Source organism: Amycolatopsis silviterrae (genome assembly GCF_042684085.1).
GTDB classification, from domain to species: domain Bacteria; phylum Actinomycetota; class Actinomycetes; order Mycobacteriales; family Pseudonocardiaceae; genus Amycolatopsis; species Amycolatopsis silviterrae.
This window is the reverse complement of sequence record NZ_JBHUKS010000003.1, coordinates 61,158-78,240: the sequence shown is the minus strand read 5'-3', so window position 1 is coordinate 78,240 and position 17,083 is coordinate 61,158. Positions and strand designations below refer to the sequence as shown.

The 17,083-nt window shown below is 69.4% G+C and carries 18 protein-coding genes; 10 read left to right on the top strand and 8 right to left on the bottom strand.

The window, feature by feature from the left end; all coding sequences use genetic code 11:
- Window positions 1-60: 60 nt before the first annotated feature.
- The 5 genes from ACFSVL_RS02055 to ACFSVL_RS02035 all read right to left on the bottom strand — a co-directional run bounded on the left by ACFSVL_RS02055 (window position 61) and on the right by ACFSVL_RS02035 (window position 4,171).
- Window positions 61-1,116, bottom strand: a complete 1,056-nt coding sequence (locus ACFSVL_RS02055; RefSeq protein ID WP_378299833.1) for an alcohol dehydrogenase catalytic domain-containing protein — start codon at window positions 1,114-1,116, stop codon at window positions 61-63.
- A gap of 255 nt (window positions 1,117-1,371) precedes the next feature.
- Complete coding sequence (locus ACFSVL_RS02050; protein ID WP_378299831.1) at window positions 1,372-1,722, bottom strand: transcriptional regulator; 351 nt, start codon at window positions 1,720-1,722, stop codon at window positions 1,372-1,374.
- 72 nt (window positions 1,723-1,794) lie between these two features.
- Window positions 1,795-2,613, bottom strand: a complete 819-nt coding sequence (locus tag ACFSVL_RS02045; protein WP_378299830.1) for an LLM class flavin-dependent oxidoreductase — start codon at window positions 2,611-2,613, stop codon at window positions 1,795-1,797.
- Between the two features lie 81 nt (window positions 2,614-2,694).
- Window positions 2,695-3,378, bottom strand: coding sequence for a metal-dependent transcriptional regulator (locus tag ACFSVL_RS02040; RefSeq protein ID WP_378299828.1), 684 nt, complete (start codon window positions 3,376-3,378; stop codon window positions 2,695-2,697).
- A gap of 352 nt (window positions 3,379-3,730) precedes the next feature.
- Window positions 3,731-4,171, bottom strand: coding sequence for a GNAT family N-acetyltransferase (locus ACFSVL_RS02035; RefSeq protein WP_378299826.1), 441 nt, complete (start codon window positions 4,169-4,171; stop codon window positions 3,731-3,733).
- Window positions 4,172-4,230: 59 nt separating this feature from the next.
- Here ACFSVL_RS02035 and ACFSVL_RS02030 point away from each other — a divergent pair, with 59 nt between their 5' ends.
- Entirely contained in the window at window positions 4,231-4,545 is a 315-nt protein-coding gene (locus ACFSVL_RS02030; RefSeq protein ID WP_378299825.1) for a hypothetical protein, read from the top strand.
- 253 nt (window positions 4,546-4,798) lie between these two features.
- Here the strand turns inward: ACFSVL_RS02030 and ACFSVL_RS02025 are convergent, their stop codons facing one another.
- Window positions 4,799-6,376 (bottom strand): amidohydrolase, encoded by a 1,578-nt coding sequence (locus ACFSVL_RS02025; RefSeq protein ID WP_378299823.1) that lies wholly within the window; start codon window positions 6,374-6,376, stop codon window positions 4,799-4,801.
- A gap of 46 nt (window positions 6,377-6,422) precedes the next feature.
- On the opposite strand from ACFSVL_RS02025, the gene ACFSVL_RS02020 reads away from it, so the two are divergent.
- From ACFSVL_RS02020 to ACFSVL_RS02000, 5 genes are all read left to right on the top strand, one after another.
- Complete coding sequence (locus tag ACFSVL_RS02020; protein ID WP_378299821.1) at window positions 6,423-7,166, top strand: enoyl-CoA hydratase/isomerase family protein; 744 nt, start codon at window positions 6,423-6,425, stop codon at window positions 7,164-7,166.
- A complete protein-coding gene (locus ACFSVL_RS02015) occupies window positions 7,163-8,698 on the top strand; it encodes an ATP-dependent acyl-CoA ligase (RefSeq protein ID WP_378299819.1) in 1,536 nt (511 codons plus the stop codon). The genes ACFSVL_RS02020 and ACFSVL_RS02015 overlap by 4 nt, the downstream gene beginning before the upstream one ends.
- The gene (locus ACFSVL_RS02010) at window positions 8,695-9,342 is read left to right on the top strand and encodes a TetR/AcrR family transcriptional regulator (RefSeq protein ID WP_378299817.1); all 648 of its coding nucleotides are present in this window, start codon (window positions 8,695-8,697) and stop codon (window positions 9,340-9,342) included. The genes ACFSVL_RS02015 and ACFSVL_RS02010 overlap by 4 nt, the downstream gene beginning before the upstream one ends.
- Window positions 9,343-9,388: 46 nt before the next feature.
- Window positions 9,389-9,709: a hypothetical protein gene (locus ACFSVL_RS02005; protein WP_378299815.1), complete on the top strand. Its 321-nt coding sequence runs from the start codon at window positions 9,389-9,391 to the stop codon at window positions 9,707-9,709.
- A 128-nt stretch (window positions 9,710-9,837) separates the two neighbouring features.
- Window positions 9,838-10,527, top strand: a complete 690-nt coding sequence (locus tag ACFSVL_RS02000) for a 4'-phosphopantetheinyl transferase family protein (RefSeq protein WP_378299813.1) — start codon at window positions 9,838-9,840, stop codon at window positions 10,525-10,527.
- Between the two features lie 48 nt (window positions 10,528-10,575).
- Here the strand turns inward: ACFSVL_RS02000 and ACFSVL_RS01995 are convergent, their stop codons facing one another.
- Together ACFSVL_RS01995 and mihF are read right to left on the bottom strand one after the other, a co-directional pair.
- Window positions 10,576-11,742 carry an isochorismate synthase gene (locus tag ACFSVL_RS01995; RefSeq protein WP_378299811.1) on the bottom strand — a complete coding sequence of 389 codons (1,167 nt, stop codon included), beginning with the start codon at window positions 11,740-11,742 and terminating at the stop codon, window positions 10,576-10,578.
- Window positions 11,743-11,836: 94 nt separating this feature from the next.
- Window positions 11,837-12,148 (bottom strand): integration host factor, actinobacterial type, encoded by a 312-nt coding sequence (gene mihF / locus ACFSVL_RS01990; RefSeq protein WP_020664542.1) that lies wholly within the window; start codon window positions 12,146-12,148, stop codon window positions 11,837-11,839.
- A 460-nt stretch (window positions 12,149-12,608) separates the two neighbouring features.
- On the opposite strand from mihF, the gene ACFSVL_RS01985 reads away from it, so the two are divergent.
- The 4 genes from ACFSVL_RS01985 to ACFSVL_RS01970 form a co-directional block, all read left to right on the top strand.
- Window positions 12,609-14,237 (top strand): long-chain fatty acid--CoA ligase, encoded by a 1,629-nt coding sequence (locus ACFSVL_RS01985; protein ID WP_378299809.1) that lies wholly within the window; start codon window positions 12,609-12,611, stop codon window positions 14,235-14,237.
- Window positions 14,238-14,336: 99 nt separating this feature from the next.
- Entirely contained in the window at window positions 14,337-15,641 is a 1,305-nt protein-coding gene (locus tag ACFSVL_RS01980) for an ABC transporter substrate-binding protein (protein ID WP_378299807.1), read from the top strand.
- Window positions 15,638-16,549, top strand: a complete 912-nt coding sequence (locus tag ACFSVL_RS01975; protein ID WP_378299805.1) for a carbohydrate ABC transporter permease — start codon at window positions 15,638-15,640, stop codon at window positions 16,547-16,549. The genes ACFSVL_RS01980 and ACFSVL_RS01975 overlap by 4 nt, the downstream gene beginning before the upstream one ends.
- On the top strand, window positions 16,546-17,083 hold a 538-nt coding region (locus ACFSVL_RS01970; protein WP_378299803.1), incomplete at its 3' end, for a carbohydrate ABC transporter permease. The genes ACFSVL_RS01975 and ACFSVL_RS01970, both read left to right, overlap by 4 nt.

Below are 17,083 nucleotides of genomic sequence, written 5' to 3'. Positions count from 1 at the left end.
CAGGCCTCCTTCAGCTACAACTCGGACTCGCCACCCACGGTATTCGACAGTCACCAGTCGTCACCCGAACTCGACCACGGTCACCCCGGCCCGGGCAGGCACCGGTGCACTCATCGCAGCGAGCGCGGCTGGCACTCCGTCCAGCCCGATCCGCGTGCCGATCAACCCGGCCAGATCGATCCCGGACCGCTCCACCACCCCGAGCAGCTCGGGGTACTCATACGCCTGCAGCCCATGAATCCCGACAATCTCCAGCTCACCGCCAACCACCCGATGCATCGGAATCGGCGGCACCCCCTGGCTGGGCGGCATCAACCCGGCCTGAACGTGCCGTCCGCGCTTGCGCAGACTGCCCACCGAAGCCGCACAGGTGGCCGGAGAGCCGAGACAGTCCAGCGACACGTGCGTACCCCCTTCAGTGCGCTCACGGACGTACGCAGCCAATGCTTCCGGCCCGTCGAACGCACTCGCGTCCACGCTCACCATCGCGCCAGAACGCTCCGCCAACGCGCGCGCCTGCGGCGAGACGTCAACCGCCACCACCTTCGCGCCCGCAGCGGCGGCCAACAGGACCGCGGAGATGCCTACGCCGCCACAGCCGTACACCGACACCCACTGCCCCGCGCGTACGCCGCCCTGACGCAACACTGCACGGAAAGCCGTCCCGAAGCGGCAACCGAGCGCAGCAGCCTCCGCCGAAGACATCGAGTCCGGCAACGCGACCAGGTTCGTCTGCGCGTGCTCAATCGCGACCAGTTCGGCGAACGAGCCCCAGTGCGTCGCGCCTGGCTGGAACTCGTCGTCGCAGATCTGCTGGTCGCCCTTGGCACACTGCGTGCAGACGCCGCACGCACACACGAACGGGACGGTCACCCGATCGCCTTCTGCCCAGCCCTTGACACCCTCGCCGACCGAGACGATCCGCCCGGCGAGTTCATGCCCGGCCACGTGCGGCAACCGGACTGCCTCGTCGTGTCCCTGCCAGGTATGCCAGTCGCTGCGGCACACGCCAGTCGCTTCGACGGCGATGACGACCCCGCCGTCCGGGGTCACCGGATCCGGTACTTCCCGCACTTCGGGGAGCACGCCGAACTCTTCGATCACGACCGCACGCATGGGTTCGATCGTAGAAGCCGCGGATTTCCGCTCACCCGGGCCCGCACGCCCCAATGTGGCATTGGGTGCATCTCACGCACCCAATGCCACATTCGTTGCGTCACACGCACCCAATGCCACATTGGGGCGCTCCCGGGGCAGCGAGCCGCAGCGGCCGGGCAGAGCGGGAGAGGTGGCTGGGAGAACGCGGCGGGCGACAGCGCGTAGGCGTCGGGATGCGCCGGCGCACTCGCCGCCCGCCGCGGCCGGGCGCGCTCAGGGAAGCGGCTGGCCCGGCTGGTGGAACTGGCCGCGCGGACGCGGCGGTCCGAGCAGCCTGCGCAGCGACCCGTCCGGGACGCCGAGGATCTGCTCGAGATTTCGCAATGCCCGCAAGGATTCCGGGCGCTCCGGACGGCAGCGGCCGGATTGCCAGTGGCTCAGGGTCGCGAGGCTGACCGTCGTTCCTCTGCCCCGCAGCCGGTATCTGATCCGTTCGAGGCCAAGCCCGCGGGCCCGGATGGCCGCGCGCAGCGCTTCGGCGAACGGGCCGGTTTCGAGCAATTGCCCGAGATCCCGCCCCGTTGCCCTCCCCCGGTCGATCGTCGGTGTTCGCTGACCGGTCATCGCACACGCTCCGAACCACGTCTCTGGGAAACCTCGGAGCGTAGGCCGGATAACGCATGATCGGAAGAGCTGTCACCCTTGTGCGGACAGTGCGCTGGCGATCGCGGCAAACGGTTCCGCGTAGCCGGAATTGACCGTGACACAGGAAATCCCCCACCGCTCGCGCCAGCGGAGAAGCATTTCCCCAGCGGCGTCGGGGTTTTCCGGCAGCACGGTCACGGCTTTCTCCTCGACCAGCTGCGGTACGTCGACTCCGGTGTAGCGCGCCAGCTGTGGCGAGGACTTGTCCCCGATCGCGGTAAGGTTGACCGCCAATTCGACGTCCCGGTCTCCCGCGAACGAGCGAAAAGTGTCCACAATGGAGTCAGCCTGTTCCTCGGTGGTGCGCGGCCCCCAGGAAAACGTCACGACGTCGGCGGTGCGCGCGGCGAGCGCGAGCATTTTGGGCCCGGAAGCCGCGAGCAATAGCCGCGGCCGGTCGGGGCGCTGCGAAAGCAGCTCGATCGTGTCCGCCAACCGGGCGATGCGTTCACCCGGAGAAGGGAACTCGCGCCCGAGTGTCGCGGCGTGTTTCCCGGCACCGGGATGGCCGACGCCGAGCCCCAGCAGGAAGCGACCGCCCGTCGCCTGATGCAGTGAATCCGCCTGCCACGCCAGGTTCCGGGGATCGCGGAACGGATCGGCCAGCACGAAGGTGCCGACGGTCAGCTTGCTCGTGACCGCCGCGGCGGCCGGGACGAGCGTCAACGGGTCAAGCCCGCCGACCGGATCGGTGGCGAACATCGTGTCGAGCCCAAGTTCCTCGATCCGGCGAGCCTGCGCGGTCCAGGCGCCCAGATCCGGCGCGAACCCGGAGACGATGCCGAAGCGGAACGGCTTGGTAGTGGTCATAGCGACTATCGTCGGCGCGCGACCAGCCCGGCACATCCGTCCGGCGACGACACTCGCGCGTACGTCCCGAGGCGCAGCCGCTCAGCGCAGAGTGACCGACAACGCCTGCGCGATCTCCTTGCCGATAGCGTGCGTAGCCGCGTCCGGCGGCTGCCCGACCTTCACCACCATCGGCCCGCCGAACGGCTGCCGCTCGACCACCTCGATCCGCTCCCCCAGCCCGATCGCGTGCTCGGTCAGATAACGCAGCAGATCCGGATCGGTGTCCCACACCCGCACGATCTCGCCGACCGCACCCGGCGGCAGGTCGTCGAGAATGCGCATCGGCAGCTCCTCGACGCTGCCGTCCGGAGCCGGAATCGGATCGCCGTGCGGATCGCGCACGGGATTGCCGAGCTTGGCCGCGATCCGGTCGACGAGCCGATCGGAGACGGCGTGCTCCAGCGCGTCGGCCTCGGCGTGGACCTCGTCCCAGGTGTAGCCGAGTTCGGAGACCAGGTACGTCTCGATCAGCCGGTGCCTGCGCAGCACCGACCGCGCGAGCTGACGCCCCTCGCCGGTCAGCTCGATGCCGCGGTAGGGCACGTGCGCGACCAGGCCGAGCTGCGAAAGCTTCGTAACCATGCCCGACGCCGACGAAGGACTCACCTCCAGCCGCCCGGCCAGCGACGCGTTGGTGACCGCCTCGCCCCGTTCGACCAGTCCGTAAATCACGCGCACGTAGTCCTCGACCGACGACGACTTCCGGACGGAACCATCTCCCATACCGCCTACGATACGGGGCCCGGTCAGCCACGGTTGCCCGGTCAGGGGCACTGGAGCTGTGCTGGCCAGGGATGCCGCAGCCACCCAGCCGGGGTCGCCCGGTCATCGCCGCCAGCAGCAATCCCAGCCAGGCCGCGACTCCTGGCAAACCTCGCCGCAGCCAACTCACCCGCAGTCTCGCCGCCGCAATCGCGCCAGCCCCCAGCCAGACTCGCCGCGACCGCCCAGCCACGACCACCAGCAGCAGCCATGCCCGCCGCGGCCCTCGCAAATCTCGCCGCAACCGGCCAATCCCACCCCAGCGACCACCGCCGCGGTCGCGCCAGCCCCCGTCAACCTCGCCGCAGCCCAGTCACGGCCGCCACCGATACCGGACCCAGCCCGGCACCGGCTCCGCACCGAGCTGTGCGTAGAACGCCTCCGCCTTGGCGTTGCCCGCCTGCATGTCCCACTCGACGCGCCCCGTCGTCCGGGCGCGCAGTGCGTCCAGCAGTTCCCTGCCGAGTCCGTGCCTGCGGTGTTCCGGGCGGATGAACAGGTCGTCGAGCCAGATCCCCGGGCGGCCCTCCCACGTGGAGAAATTCCAGCTGCAGAAGGCGAACCCGGCGACGACGTCCGGACGTCCCGGCGGCGTGCACATCAGCACCCACGCCTTCGGCTCCGGGCCGAACAAGTGGCCGCTCATCTCGGCGCGGTCGAGTTTCAGGTCGTGTTTGTCCTCGTAGACCGCATGTTCCTCGATGAGGGCGCAGATCTCTTCGACGTCCTCGAAGACGGCGTCACGGACGGGCATCGGGCGCCCCTTTCTGGTTCGGGCCGGTTTTTGTCGGTGGTCGCGGTTACGGTTTGGACATGACAGCAGAGCGGTTCGAAGACCTGGTCGACGAGCTGCAGCACTGCCCGGGCGTCACGCCGCCGAGGACCGGACGCGGTTTCGGCTCGCACGCGCTCAAAGTGCACGGCCGGATCTTCGCGATGTTCGTCCGCGGCCGCCTCGTGGTGAAGCTGCCGGAGGCCCGCGTGGACGACCTGGTGGACAGCGGCCGCGGGGTGCGGTTCGACGCGAACAAGGGCATCCCGATGAAGGAGTGGTTTTCGATGGACCCGGAGGCTCCGCTGGAGTGGAGCGCGCTGGCGAGGGAGGCGATGACGTTTGTAGCCAAGTGAAACGACAACTGAATAGGCGGGCACACCGGCAGGCGAGGAGCCAGCGGACCGGCGGACGAGGCGGCGCGCGAGGAAGCCAACACTCCGACGGGTGAGGCGGCACGCGAGGCAGCCAGTGGACCAACAGGTGAGCTGGCGGGCGCGGCAGCCAGCGGACCGACGCGCGAGACGGCGCGCAAGGCTGCCAGCACGCCAACAGATGAGCGAGCCAAGCGGCAAGACAGCGCCGACGGCACCCTCATCAAGGCCCTCATCACGAGGCCTCGTAAAGAAGCTCGCCGCCCACCGCCGTGCCAAGCACTCGCGCATCCTCCACAGTGGACAGTGGATCCGCGGACAGCACCACGAAATCCGCGAGCTTCCCCGGTTCCAGCGTGCCGAGGTAGCTCTCCGCGAAGGTCGCGTAGGCGGAGCCGTACGTGTAGGCGCGCAGGGCTTCGGCGGGAGTCAGCGCCTCCTCCACCGCGAACGGTTCGCCGGTGGCGGTGCGGCGGTGGACCATGTCGGCGAGGCCCAGCAGCGGGGCGCCGTCGACGACGGGACGGTCCGAGCTGGCTGGCAGCACGCAGCCGGCGTCGAGGACGCTGCGGAGGCGGTAGCACCACGGCACCCGCGATTCGCCGAGTGCCGCGCGCATGCCGTCGCCCAGTTCGTTCACGAACCGGCCCTGCGGGGACGCGATCAGGCCCAGTGCGGCCAAGCGGGTCAGCTCCGCGGGCGGCAGGACGGCGCAGTGCTCGATGCGGTGCCGGTGGTCGGCGCGCGGGTTGGCGGCGAGGGCGGCTTCGTAGGCGTCCAGAACGACAGTGACGGCTCGGTCGCCGATGGCGTGCGTCGCGATTTGCCAGCCGGCGTCGTGGGCCTGGCGGATGGTGCGGGTCAGCTCGTCCTCGGGGACCTGGAAGTAGCCGCGGTTGTCCGGTTCGCCGTCGAACGGCTCGTGCATCGCGCAGGTGCGGCCGATCAGCGAGCCGTCGGCGAAGAGCTTCATCGGGCCGACGCGCAGCCACTCGTCGCCTAGGCCGGTGCGCAGGCCGAGGTCCAGGCCGAAGCCGGCACCGTCGGGCAGGTCGTGCAGCACGCTCGCGGCGACCATCACCGTGCTGCGCACCCGGAGCACGCCGCGTTCGCGGGCCAGCTGGTACGCGGCCAGTTCGGCGGGGGTCTCGCCGACCAGGCCGCCGCCGATTCCGGCTTCCTGGACGCTCGTGATGCCCTCGGACAGGTACTGCTGGCTCGCCCGGTCGAGCCCGCGGACCACGGATTCGAGCGGCGTCGGGTACGTCAGCGGACGCAGCAGCAACTGTGCCTGCTCGCGCAGCAGCCCGGTCGGCGAGCCGTCGGCGGAGCGGACCACGTCGCCGCCGACGGGGACGTTCGCGAGGTCCAGCCGGTCGAGTACCGCGGAGTTGACCAGCGTCATGTGGCCGGACGTGTGCTTGAGCCGCACGAGCATGCCGGGCGCGGCGCGGTCCAGGCCGTGCCGGTCCGGGTGCTCGCCGCCGGCGAGTTTGTTCTGGTCGTAGCCGCTGCCGACGACCCAGCTCCCGGCGGGCAGCTCGGCCGCGCGGCGCGCCACCGCGGCGTACACCTCGTCGACGCTGCGGCAGTCGCTGAGCGGCACGTCGTCCAGGCCCATGCCGAACCAGGCCATGTGGTTGTGCGCGTCGTGGAACCCGGGCGCGACGAACCCGCCGCCGAGGTCCACCCGCCGTCGGGCGGACAGCTCGCGCGCGTCGTCGCCCAGCGCCACGATCCGGCCGTGCAGCACCGCCAGCGCGGTGTCGCCGGTGACCAGCCTGGCGTTCTCGTACACCGCGTCAACCTGCATGCCTCCGACACTATCGATCGATCGATCGAACGTCTAGGCTCACCCCATGAGCACCGTTGACCTGGCCGTCGAGGGCGGCATCGCGCAGATCCGGCTGAACCGGCCCGAGCGGCTCAACGCCGTCGCGCCCGTGCTGGTGGACGACTTCCTGACCGCACTCGAAGCCGTCACACACAGTGACGCCCACGTCGTGCTGCTCTCCGGCAACGGCCGCGCCTTCTGCGCCGGGCACGACCTGAAGGAGCCCACCCCCGAGGGTGACTCCCGAGCGAGGCTAGAGCGGCTCCAGGACGTCACGCGCCGGCTGCGTGCGCTGCGTCAGCCGGTGATCGCCGCCGTGCACGGGTACGCGATCGGCGCGGGCGCGGAGTTCGCGCTGGGCTGCGACCTGGTGCTGGCCGCCGAGGACGCGGTGTTCGCGTTCCCCGAGGTGTCGCTGGGCCTGAGCGTCACTGGCGCCGCGTCCCGGCTGCTGCCGCTGCTGGTCGGGCCGGTCAAGGCCAAGGAGCTGCTGCTGCTCGGCGACCGGTTCGACGGCCGTCGCGCGCACGACATCGGCCTCGTCAACGCCGCGGTCCCGGCGGACGAGCTGATGCCGCTCGCGCTCGGCTGGGCGGAGAAGATCGCGCATCACCCGCCGGAGGCCGCCACGATGGCGAAGCGGGCGCTGGACGCGGGGATCGACCACGCCTTCGATTCGGCGTTGGAACTCGAGGTCACCCACGCCTTGATCACCGAGCATTCGGCCGCCGTCCGCGAGTCCACCGAGGCGTTCCGGAGCCGGGCGTGACGCCGCTGCAGAACGTCGACACCCTGGTCGCGCTGGTCACGCGCGCCGCGCAGCTCTGGCCGGAGCGCACCGCGTGGATCTTCGACAGCACCGGCGCCCGGTTCACCTTCGCCGACGTCGACGACCGCAGCGGACGCCTGGCGAAAGCGCTCCAAGACCAAGGCGTCCAAACGGGCGACCGCGTCGCGGTGATGCTGCGCAATGAGCCGGAATTCCCGCTTCTCTGGCTCGCGCTCGCCAAACTCGGCGCGGTGCTGGTCCCGGTGAACATCAACTACCGCGAATTCGACGGCGCGCACGTTCTGCGCCACTCCGGCGCGCGGCTCGCGGTAGCCGCCGAAGAGTTCGTGGAACTGCTGGAGAAAATCGCGCCGGAAACGTCCGTGGAACGCGTCCTCACCCCGGACGCACTGCAGTCGGAAACGCGCTGCGAACCGGGAACGGTGGTAGCCGAACAACCGGTGAACATTCAGTACACCTCCGGCACCACCGGCGCGCCGAAGGGCTGTGTGCTGCCGCACCGGTACTGGACCACGCTCGCGATCGGCCTCGCCACCGGCTTCCCCGCCGTCAGTGAGGACGACATTCTGCTTACCGCACAACCGTTCCACTACATCGATCCACAGTGGAACGTCGCGCTCGCGCTGGCCGCCGGAGCGACGCTCGTCGTACTGGACCGCTTCCACCCTTCCACGTTCTGGGCGAAGGTCCGCGAGTACGAGGTCACCTGGTTCTACTGCCTCGGCCTGATGCCGACGCTGCTGCTTCGCCAGCCGCCGCATCCGGACGACCGGAACCACCGCGTCCGCGCCATCAGCGCGTCGGCGATCCCGCCTGACCTGCACGCTCAGCTGGAACAACGCTGGGGCGTGCCGTGGCACGAGGCGTTCGGGATGACCGAGACCGGCGGGGACATCCGGGTTTCCGAGGCCGACCACGACGCCGCGGTGGGCACCGGCTGCATCGGACGGCCCACGCGCGACCGCGAGGTGATGATCGCCGGTGAGGACGGGAAACCGTTGCCACGCGGGGAAACCGGCGAACTGCTGATCCGCGGGATCGGCCTGATGCACGGCTATCACGAGGATCCCGAAGCGACCGCACGCGCGTTCGCCGGCGGCTGGTTCCACACCGGCGACCTCGCGCGGATGGACGCCGAGGGCCGCGTCTACTACCTCGGCCGCACCAAGGACATGATCCGCCGCAGCGGCGAGAACATCTCCGCCGACGAAGTGGAGCGCGCACTGCTGCAGCACCCATCGGTGCAGCTCGCGGCCGTGCTCGCGGTGCCGGATGAGCTGCGCGGCGAAGAGGTGAAGGCGTACCTCGTGTGCGGCGAGAACCGGCCGTCCCCCGAAGAACTGGCGGAGTTCTGCGCACAGCAACTCGCGTACTTCAAGGTGCCGAGGTTCTGGACGTTCGCCGACGATCTGCCGCGCACGCCGTCGGAACGCGTCGCGAAGGGCGAGCTGCGCAAAGCCGCCGACCTCCGCGCGGGCTCCTGGGACCGCAGCACCGGGGAGTGGCTGTGAGCAGCGGGGAGCGGGTGCGGGCGGCCGCCGTGAAACTGTTCGCCACCAAGGGTTTTCACGGCACAGGCATTCGGGATCTGGCACAGGAGGCCGAGCTTTCTTCGGCGACGCTCTACCACTACATGGGCACCAAAGAAGATCTCCTTGTCGAGATCATGACGACCTCGCTGCACCGCCTGATCGACGCCGTCGCGAAGGCCACCGCGGGCAGCGACGATCCGGTGGTCCGGCTGCGCACACTGGTCGCGCTGCACGTCCTCGCGCACGCCGCGCAGCCAGGGGAAACCCGCGTGGTGGACAACGAAGTCGACGCGCTTTCGGCTCCAGCGCGTACCCGAGTCGTCGCGCTGCGGGACGAATACGAGCAGTTTTGGGCGCGGGCGATCGAAGACGGCGTCGCGGCGAACGTGTTCCACACCGCACAACCGGCCGTGACGCGGCTCGCTTTGCTGGAAATGTGCAGCGGCGTGGCCAGGTGGTATTCGCCGAAGGGCCCGCTGAAGCTCGAAGGCCTGGCCACGCACTACGCGGAACTGGGGCTGCGGATGCTCGGACATCCGGTCGCGGTGCGTGCCGATGATCTCCGGCACTGCCTCGCGGTGGTCGCCCAAGTGTGGGACTTGCCTGTCCAAGAGGGCTTTTAGCGCCATACGCCTTGCTCAGACGGCGAACGTGGGGGACGCTCGAAGGGTGACTGAGCAAACGATCCAACTCGAACTGGACGACTCGGGTCTCTCGCCTGGCCTGCCCGCACCCGCAAACCCGCGCGATCAGGTCCAGGACGTCCCGTATCGGCCAGTCGAGTTTCGCGACGACGATCTGCCCAGCGCCCTGGAACGCTGCGCGGTGTGGCTGCGCCAAGCCCAGGAGTGGCTCGGAGAACCGCTCGACGTCCTCGCGATTCACCTAGACTACGACGAGCGACAGGGTTCGCCCTACTACGACGTGAAAGTGCTGTGCAATGAGGAGGACCTAGCCGGGGTCCCGATCGCGATGCGCAACAACAAGTAGCACTCGTCATCCACGCGGCGAAGGCCCTCTCGGACTCCGAGGGGGCCTTCGCCGCGTTTTGGGATAGGGGCATGACAAACCGCGCCGCGCCCCGGCAAGATCGGAGGCAGACGAGGGAGGGTATGCCGGTGACCGAAATCGTGGTGCGCTGGTCCGAGCCGCTGCCGGCGGAGGACCGCTACCTGAAGCTGCTGGACGACCTGGAGCGCGGCCGCTACGACGCGTACCGGCTCGAAATCGACCAGCGCCGCTTCCTGACCGGCCGGGTGCTCGCGAAGACGCTTGTCGCCGAACGGCTCGGCGGCGCGGCGGAGTCCGTGCGCTTCGACGCGACCTGCGACGACTGCGGCAAACCGCACGGCCGCCCGCGCGTGCCCGGCGCGGACCTCGTGCTGTCGATCTCGCATTCGGGCAATCTGATCGGTCTCGCGGTCACTGACGGGGTGCCAGTAGGCCTCGACGTCGAAACCTCGAACCGCAACGCGGACGCCTCGCTCGTGGACTACGCGCTGAGCCCGGCCGAGCGGGAGGCCGTCGCGGGCCTGTCGGACGAGGAGCGTTCGGCGGCGTTCTTCGTGTACTGGACGCGCAAGGAAGCGGTGATGAAGGCCACCGGCAAGGGCCTGAAAATCCCGCTGCAGAGCATCACGTTCTCCCGCTACGACGCCCCGGCCGAGCTGCTGGCCTCCGGCGACGAAGCGCTCGACCCGGCCCGGACCCGGCTCGCGGACCTGAAGGCGGCCGACGGGCACCGGGCGGCGGTGGCGGCGTTGACCACGGACAGCCTGAGCGTCACCGAGGAGCGCTGGGTCTCGTGAAGCTCGTGAGTGGCAATCCCGGTTCTAACCGTGATTGCCACTCACGACTCACGAGGCGCTGTCGTCGAGCCCCATCGCGCCGAGCAGGGTGCGGAACTTCGCGATCGTCTCGCGGTACTCGGTGTCCGGATCCGACGCGGGCACGATGCCGCCGCCCGCGTACAGCCGCATCGACTTCTCGGCCACCTCGGCGCACCGGATCGCGACGGCCCACTCGCCGTCGCCCGCGGCGTCGACCCAGCCGACCGCGCCCGCGTAGTAGCCGCGGTCGAACGGCTCCAGCTCCTGCACCAGGTCGCGCGCGGCGACGGTCGGGGTGCCGCAGACGGCCGGGGTCGGGTGCATCGCGGCGGCGAGGTCGAGCGCGGTCACTGAGCGGTCCGCCAGCTCGCCGGTGATGGACGTGCGCAGATGCCAGATCGCGGGCGTCGAGACCAGCTCGGGGCCGGCGGGCACGTCGAGCTTCCGGCAGAACGGCCGCAGCGCGTCGATGACATAGTCGATGACCAGGTCGTGCTCCTCGCGGTCCTTCGCGGACGCGAGGAGGGCTTCGCCGTTGGCCCGGTCGGTCTCCGGGTCGGCCGAACGCGGCATCGACCCGGCGTGCGGGGTCGTGAACACGGAGTCGCCCGCCCGGGAAAGCAGCAGCTCAGGCGTGGCTCCGACTAGGGTGCGGCGGCCAGGCAGTTCGGCGGCGTAGGTGAAGTGGCGCGGGTTGCCGCGCGCGAGGTTGCGCACGATCCCCTCGACCGGGATCGGTGCGTCGAATTCCAGCTCCAGCGCACGGGCCAGCACGGCTTTGCGCAGGTCGCGGTCGTGGAGGGCGGCGACGGCCGCGCGCACGTTCTCGCGGTGGCCGTCGGCGGAGGGAAGCCGCCGGGTGGCCGCTGGAGCGGGCAGGTCGGCGGCGGGAGGCGCGGCCGGGGTCTCAGCCTCGGCCTGGGCGCGATGGACCGTCCGGGGCAGCACGAGGTGCCCCGGCGAGGAAGCGCCGGGTCCGGTGTCGAACGGCAGCACGCCGACGGCGAGCGGCACGCCGGATCGCTCCAGCTCAGCGGCTGCCGAGCGGGCCAGCCGGCGCGGGTCGGCGTCGGTGACGGTGCCGAGCGCGCCCTGCGCGAGCAGGGCTCGCCGGGCGGTCGCGAACAAGAAGTCGCCACGCTGGTAGCGGACGGTGGTCTCGGCCGGGGTCGCCGGCGCGGTACTGGTCGTCACTCCACCAGCGTCTCAGGATCCGGGAGCGCCGCGGGGAAAGTGTTGCCGGAAGAACATCTTCGCGAACACCTTCCCCGCGGCCGCCGGATCGGCGTTACTTGAGCGCGTCGATCAGCGCTTCGCGCTGCCGTTCGCCCAGGCCAGCGGCCCGGCGGTCGGGGTCGATCCCCGCCTGCTCGAGCAGCGCGGCGACCTTGACCGCACCGAGGCCGGGCACCGCCTTGAGAAGCTGCGTGACCTTCGTCTTGCCGACGGTCTTGTTCTCCTTGGCCCGCTTGAGCACCGACTCGATGCTCTCTTTGCCGGACTTGATCGAAGCGAGCAGCTCCGAACGCGCCTTACGAGCCTCTGCCGCCTTGGCGAGGGCCTCGGCGCGCTGCTCCGGAGTCAACGTGGGCAGAGCCAACGTAATGTCCTTTCCTCTCAGGTCTCCGCTTTCGCGGCCGACGGTCTCAGCCGATGCTTGCAGCTGCAAGCGCTGGCCAGCCGTCACTTACCACGGCCCCAGTAAACGCCACGTGCCCGCGGTACGCGCAACCGACACGCACTTATCACCCGTCGACGGGCACGGCGGACCTGCGCGAGGGGACCCCTCGCGACCTGTGAAAACGGTCCCGAAGGGCTCATTTCCACCCCATTACCTCACCCGAACGGGAGTGTATTTCCGCACAGTTAACACAACGCATTTTCTTGTCCCGCAACAGAAAGCGCGAAAGAAGTGGATCATGAACGGCCGGGGCGGCCACCCGATGGCGGGACACCGGAGCCAAGCCGTGACCGAACTTGTTCGTGCCCGATCCGGCGGATGCGCATTAGAGTCGGGCGCACCCCAGTTCACCGGCGAACGAGCACCACGGGAGTCACCCATGTTGAGCACGATGCAGGACGGACAGCTGTCGCTCGCGAAGCTGCTGCGCCACGGCACGAAGGTGCACGCGAAGAGCGAAGTCGTCACCTGGACCGGTTCAGAAGCCCGCCGGGAGACGTACGCGGAACTCGGCAAGCACGCCGCCCGGCTGGCGAACGCGCTGCGCGGTCTCGGCGTCACCGGCGACCAGCGGGTCGGCACGTTCATGTGGAACAACGCCGAGCACCTCGCGGCCTATCTCGCGGTGCCCGCCATGGGCGCGGTACTGCACACCCTGAACATCCGGCTGTTCCCCGAGCAGCTGGTTTTCGTGGCGAACCACGCGGAAGACCACGTCATCATCGTCGACGGCACGCTCGTGCCGCTGCTGGCGAGCAACCTGCCGGGGATGAAGACGGTCAAGCACGTCGTCGTGGCCAACGGCGACGCGTCCGCGCTGACCGCGCCCGAGGGCATCACCGTGCACTCCTACGACGAGCTGCTGGCCGCGCAATCGGACGAGTTCGACTGGCCGGAGGTGGACGAGCGGGCCGCCGCCGCGATGTGTTACACCTCCGGCACCACGGGCGACCCGAAGGGCGTCGTCTACTCGCACCGGTCGATCTGGCTGCACTCGATGCAGGTCTGCATGTCCGACAGCATGCGGCTCGCCCAGGAGGACCTGGCGCTGGCGATCGTGCCGATGTTCCACGCGATGTCGTGGGGCCTGCCGTACGCGGCGATGATGGTCGGCTCCTCGCTGCTGATGCCGGACCGGTTCCTGCAGCCCGCCCCGATCGCGGCGCTGCTGGCCGCGGAGAAGCCGACCTTCGCCGCCGCGGTGCCCACGATCTGGCAGGGCCTGCTCGCGCACCTGGACGCGAACCCGCAGGACATCAGCCACATCCGCGAGGTGGTCGTCGGCGGGTCGGCCGCGCCGCCGTCGCTGATGCACGCCTTCGAGGAGCGCTACGACGTGCCGATCCTGCACGCGTGGGGCATGACCGAGACGTCGCCGCTCGGCAGCGTCGCGCGTCCGCCCGCCAGCGCGACCGGCGAGGAGCGCTGGGCCTACCGCTACACCCAGGGCCGGTTCCCCGCGTCCGTGGCGGCCCGGCTGATCGGCGACGACGGCGAGGAACTGCCGTGGGACAACGAGGCGGTCGGCGAGCTGGAGGTGTCCGGTCCGTGGATCGCCGGCGCGTACCACGGCGGCTCCGACATCGACCCGGAGAAGTTCCACGGCGGCTGGCTGCGCACCGGTGACGTCGGCAAGATCAGCCCGGACGGCTTCCTCACGCTGACCGACCGGGCCAAGGACGTGATCAAGTCCGGCGGCGAGTGGATCTCGTCGGTGGACCTGGAGAACGCGGTGATGGGCCATCCGGCGGTCGCCGAGGCGGCAGTCGTCGGCATCCCGGACGAGAAGTGGGACGAACGCCCGCTGGTCGCCGTCGTGGTGAAGGAGGGCCAGCAGACCACCGCCGAGGAGCTGCGCGAGTACCTGTCGGACAAGGTCGCGAAGTGGCAGCTGCCGGAGAACTGGACGTTTGTGGAGGAGGTGCCCAAGACGAGCGTCGGCAAGTTCGACAAGAAGCGGCTGCGCGCGTCCTACTCCGAGGGAAAGCTCGACATCTCACACCTCTGAGCGGTAAATCTCCGGCGAGTTGTCGGCCTGGGAAGGGCTTCGTAAGGGAATCTGTTGCACGCAAGGAGCCCTTCCCAGCACGTCGGAGGAGAACTGGGGATGCAGCAGCGGAGCAGGAGGTCGTTCCTGTCGTTGGCGGGAACGGCGGCGGTCGGCGCGGTCGCGGCGGCGTGCGGTTCGAACACCGGGCGTCCGGGAGACCCGCCGCCGTCCACCGCGATGTCGGCGGGAGCCCCGACCACGTCGCAGGCCCCGAAGGTCACGCTGCAGCAGTGGTACCACGCCTACGGCGAGGACGGCGTGCAGGAAGCCGTCAAGAACTACGCGGCCAGCTATCCGGGCGCGAAGGTCAACGTGGTGTGGAACCCGGGCGACTACGATTCGAAGATCGTCACCGCGCTGCAGAACAGCCCGCTGCCGGACGTCTTCGAGGCGCAGGTGAAGATCGACTGGGTCCGGCAGAACCAGGTGGTGTCGCTCGACGACATCGTCGGGCCGGTCAAAAACGACTTCAGCCCAGCCGTGCTGGCCGCGCAGACCGTGGAGGGCAAGGTCTACGGCATTCCGCAGGCCACCGACACGCAGGTGCTGGTCTACCGCAAGAGCATGCTGCAGGCCGCGGGCGTGCAGCCGCCGCAGACCGTCGACGAGCTGATCGACGCCGCGAGCAAGCTCTCGAAGGACGGCGTGAAGGGCCTGTTTGCGGGCAATGACGGCGGCGTCGGCACGCTCACCGGGCCGCTGCTGTGGTCGGCCGGGCTGGACTATCTGAAGAACAACAACCGCGAGGTCGGCTTCGACGATCCGCGCGCGGCGGCCGCCTTCAGCAAGCTGCACACGTTGAACGCCAACGGTTCGCTGCTGCTCGGCGCGCCCGCCGACTGGTCGGACCCGGGCGCGTTCGTCGACGGGCTCTGCGCGATGCAGTGGACCGGTCTGTGGAACATCCCGAAGATCCGCGACACGCTTAACGACGACTTCGGCGTCCTGCCGTTCCCCAAACTGGACGACAGCGGCAAGCCGTCGGTGCCGGTCGGCGCGTACGGCGCGATGGTCAACGCGAAGAGCGCGCATGTCAACGAGGCCAAGGCGTTCGTGAAGTGGCTGTGGGTCGACCAGACCGACGACCAGCTGCAGTTCGCCACCCGCTACGGCTTCCACGTGCCCGCACGGCAAAGCCTCATCGACAAGGCGGACACGCTGCGCACCGGCCCGGCGGCCGACGTGGTGAAGTTCGTCAAGGAGAACAGCCACCTCATCGGCGGTCCAGTGTGGACACAGACGGCGAACACCGCGTTGTCCGACGCGGTCGCGAAGATCGCCAAGGAGGGCGCGGACCCGGTGGCGCAGACGAAGGCCGCGGTCACCGTCGCGCAGTCCGAGCTGAAACGCCTGTTCGGATGAAGCTGTCCCGGAAAACCCGGGACACGCTGGCGTTCTGGGGGTTCGTGGGCCCGTTTCTGCTCGGCCTGGCGATCTTCGCCTACGTGCCGATCGGGTGGAGCCTGTACCTGTCGTTCTTCGACGCGCGCAACACGGTCACCCCCAGCGTCTTCGTGGGCCTCGACAACTACGCGCACATGCTCTCCGACGGCCCGTTCGTCGCGAGCCTGGGCACGTTCAGCGTCTTCGCGGTGTTCATCGTGCCGCTCACCTTCGTGCTGTCGCTGGCGTTGGCGGTCGGCGTGAACCAGCTGCGGTTCGCGAAGGCGTTCTTCCGTTCGGTGTTCTTCCTGCCGTTCGCGTGCTCGTACGTGGTGGCGTCGCTGATCTGGAAGACGTCGCTCTTCTCCGGTGTCCGGTACGGACTCGCGAACACCGTGCTCGGCGTCTTCGGCGTCGATCCGGTGGCGTGGACCGGCACCGTGCACCCGCCGCTGTACTGGGTGGTGCTGGTGACCGCCCGGCTGTGGCTGCAGCTGGGCTTCTACATGATCCTTTTCCTCGCCGCGCTGCAACGGATTCCGCAGCATCTGTACGAGGCGGCCTGGCTCGACGGCGCGAAGCCGGGTTGGCAGGTCTTCCGGCACATCACGCTGCCGCAGCTGCGCGCGACGTCGGTGGCCGTGCTGCTGCTGAACCTGATCAACGCCTACCAGGCGTTTGACGAGTTCTACAACATCATGGGCGATGCCAGGGGCTATCCGCCGTTCGCGCGGCCGCCGCTGGTGTACCTCTATTACACGTCGCTCGGCTCCGGCGGCCAGGACCTTGGCCGCGGCAGCGCGGGCGCGATCATCCTGGCGCTGCTGATCGCCGTCGTGACCCTCCTGCAGGGCAAGCTTTTCCGCTTCGATCGGAGCGCGACATGATCCGCGCGGTGTTTCGCTGGACGGCGCTCGCCGTGTCCGCGATCCTGTTCCTGCTGCCGTTCTATCTGTTGCTGCGCAACGGTCTCGCGTCCCGCGCGGAGATCACCGCGCCGGACTGGACGCTGTGGCCGAAGCAGATCCGCTGGGAGAACTTCACGAAGCTGTTCGACCAGCAGGACGTGCCGTTCGCGCGCAGCATCCTGAACTCGGTCATCGTCGCGGTCCTGCAAACCGTCGGCCTGCTGGTGGTGTGCTCGCTGGCAGGCTACGGGCTGGCGCGGGTGCCGTACCGCTACTCGAAGCCGGTGTTCTACGCGGTGCTGGCGACGCTGATGATCCCGACCTCGGTGACCTTCGTGCCGAGCTTCGTGGTGGTGTCGACGCTGGGCTGGCTCTCGGACTTCCGCGGCCTGGTGATCCCGGGCCTGTTCAGCGCGTTCAGCGTTTTCCTGTTCCGGCAGTACTTTCTGGACTTCCCGAAGGAGCTGGAGGACGCCGGCCGCGTCGACGGCCTGTCCCGCTGGGGCGTCTTCC

What these genes read in the sequence shown, in the direction of transcription:
- ACFSVL_RS02055 (WP_378299833.1), bottom strand. Translation starts at nt 1,116, where the DNA reads ATGCGTGCGGTCGTGATCGAAGAGTTCGGCGTGCTCCCCGAAGTGCGG.
- ACFSVL_RS02050 (WP_378299831.1), bottom strand. Translation starts at nt 1,722, where the DNA reads ATGACCGGTCAGCGAACACCGACGATCGACCGGGGGAGGGCAACGGGG.
- ACFSVL_RS02045 (WP_378299830.1), bottom strand. Translation starts at nt 2,613, where the DNA reads ATGACCACTACCAAGCCGTTCCGCTTCGGCATCGTCTCCGGGTTCGCG.
- ACFSVL_RS02040 (WP_378299828.1), bottom strand. Translation starts at nt 3,378, where the DNA reads ATGGGAGATGGTTCCGTCCGGAAGTCGTCGTCGGTCGAGGACTACGTG.
- ACFSVL_RS02035 (WP_378299826.1), bottom strand. Translation starts at nt 4,171, where the DNA reads ATGCCCGTCCGTGACGCCGTCTTCGAGGACGTCGAAGAGATCTGCGCC.
- ACFSVL_RS02030 (WP_378299825.1), top strand. Translation starts at nt 4,231, where the DNA reads ATGACAGCAGAGCGGTTCGAAGACCTGGTCGACGAGCTGCAGCACTGC.
- ACFSVL_RS02025 (WP_378299823.1), bottom strand. Translation starts at nt 6,376, where the DNA reads ATGCAGGTTGACGCGGTGTACGAGAACGCCAGGCTGGTCACCGGCGAC.
- ACFSVL_RS02020 (WP_378299821.1), top strand. Translation starts at nt 6,423, where the DNA reads ATGAGCACCGTTGACCTGGCCGTCGAGGGCGGCATCGCGCAGATCCGG.
- ACFSVL_RS01985 (WP_378299809.1), top strand. Translation starts at nt 12,609, where the DNA reads ATGTTGAGCACGATGCAGGACGGACAGCTGTCGCTCGCGAAGCTGCTG.
- ACFSVL_RS01980 (WP_378299807.1), top strand. Translation starts at nt 14,337, where the DNA reads ATGCAGCAGCGGAGCAGGAGGTCGTTCCTGTCGTTGGCGGGAACGGCG.
- ACFSVL_RS01975 (WP_378299805.1), top strand. Translation starts at nt 15,638, where the DNA reads ATGAAGCTGTCCCGGAAAACCCGGGACACGCTGGCGTTCTGGGGGTTC.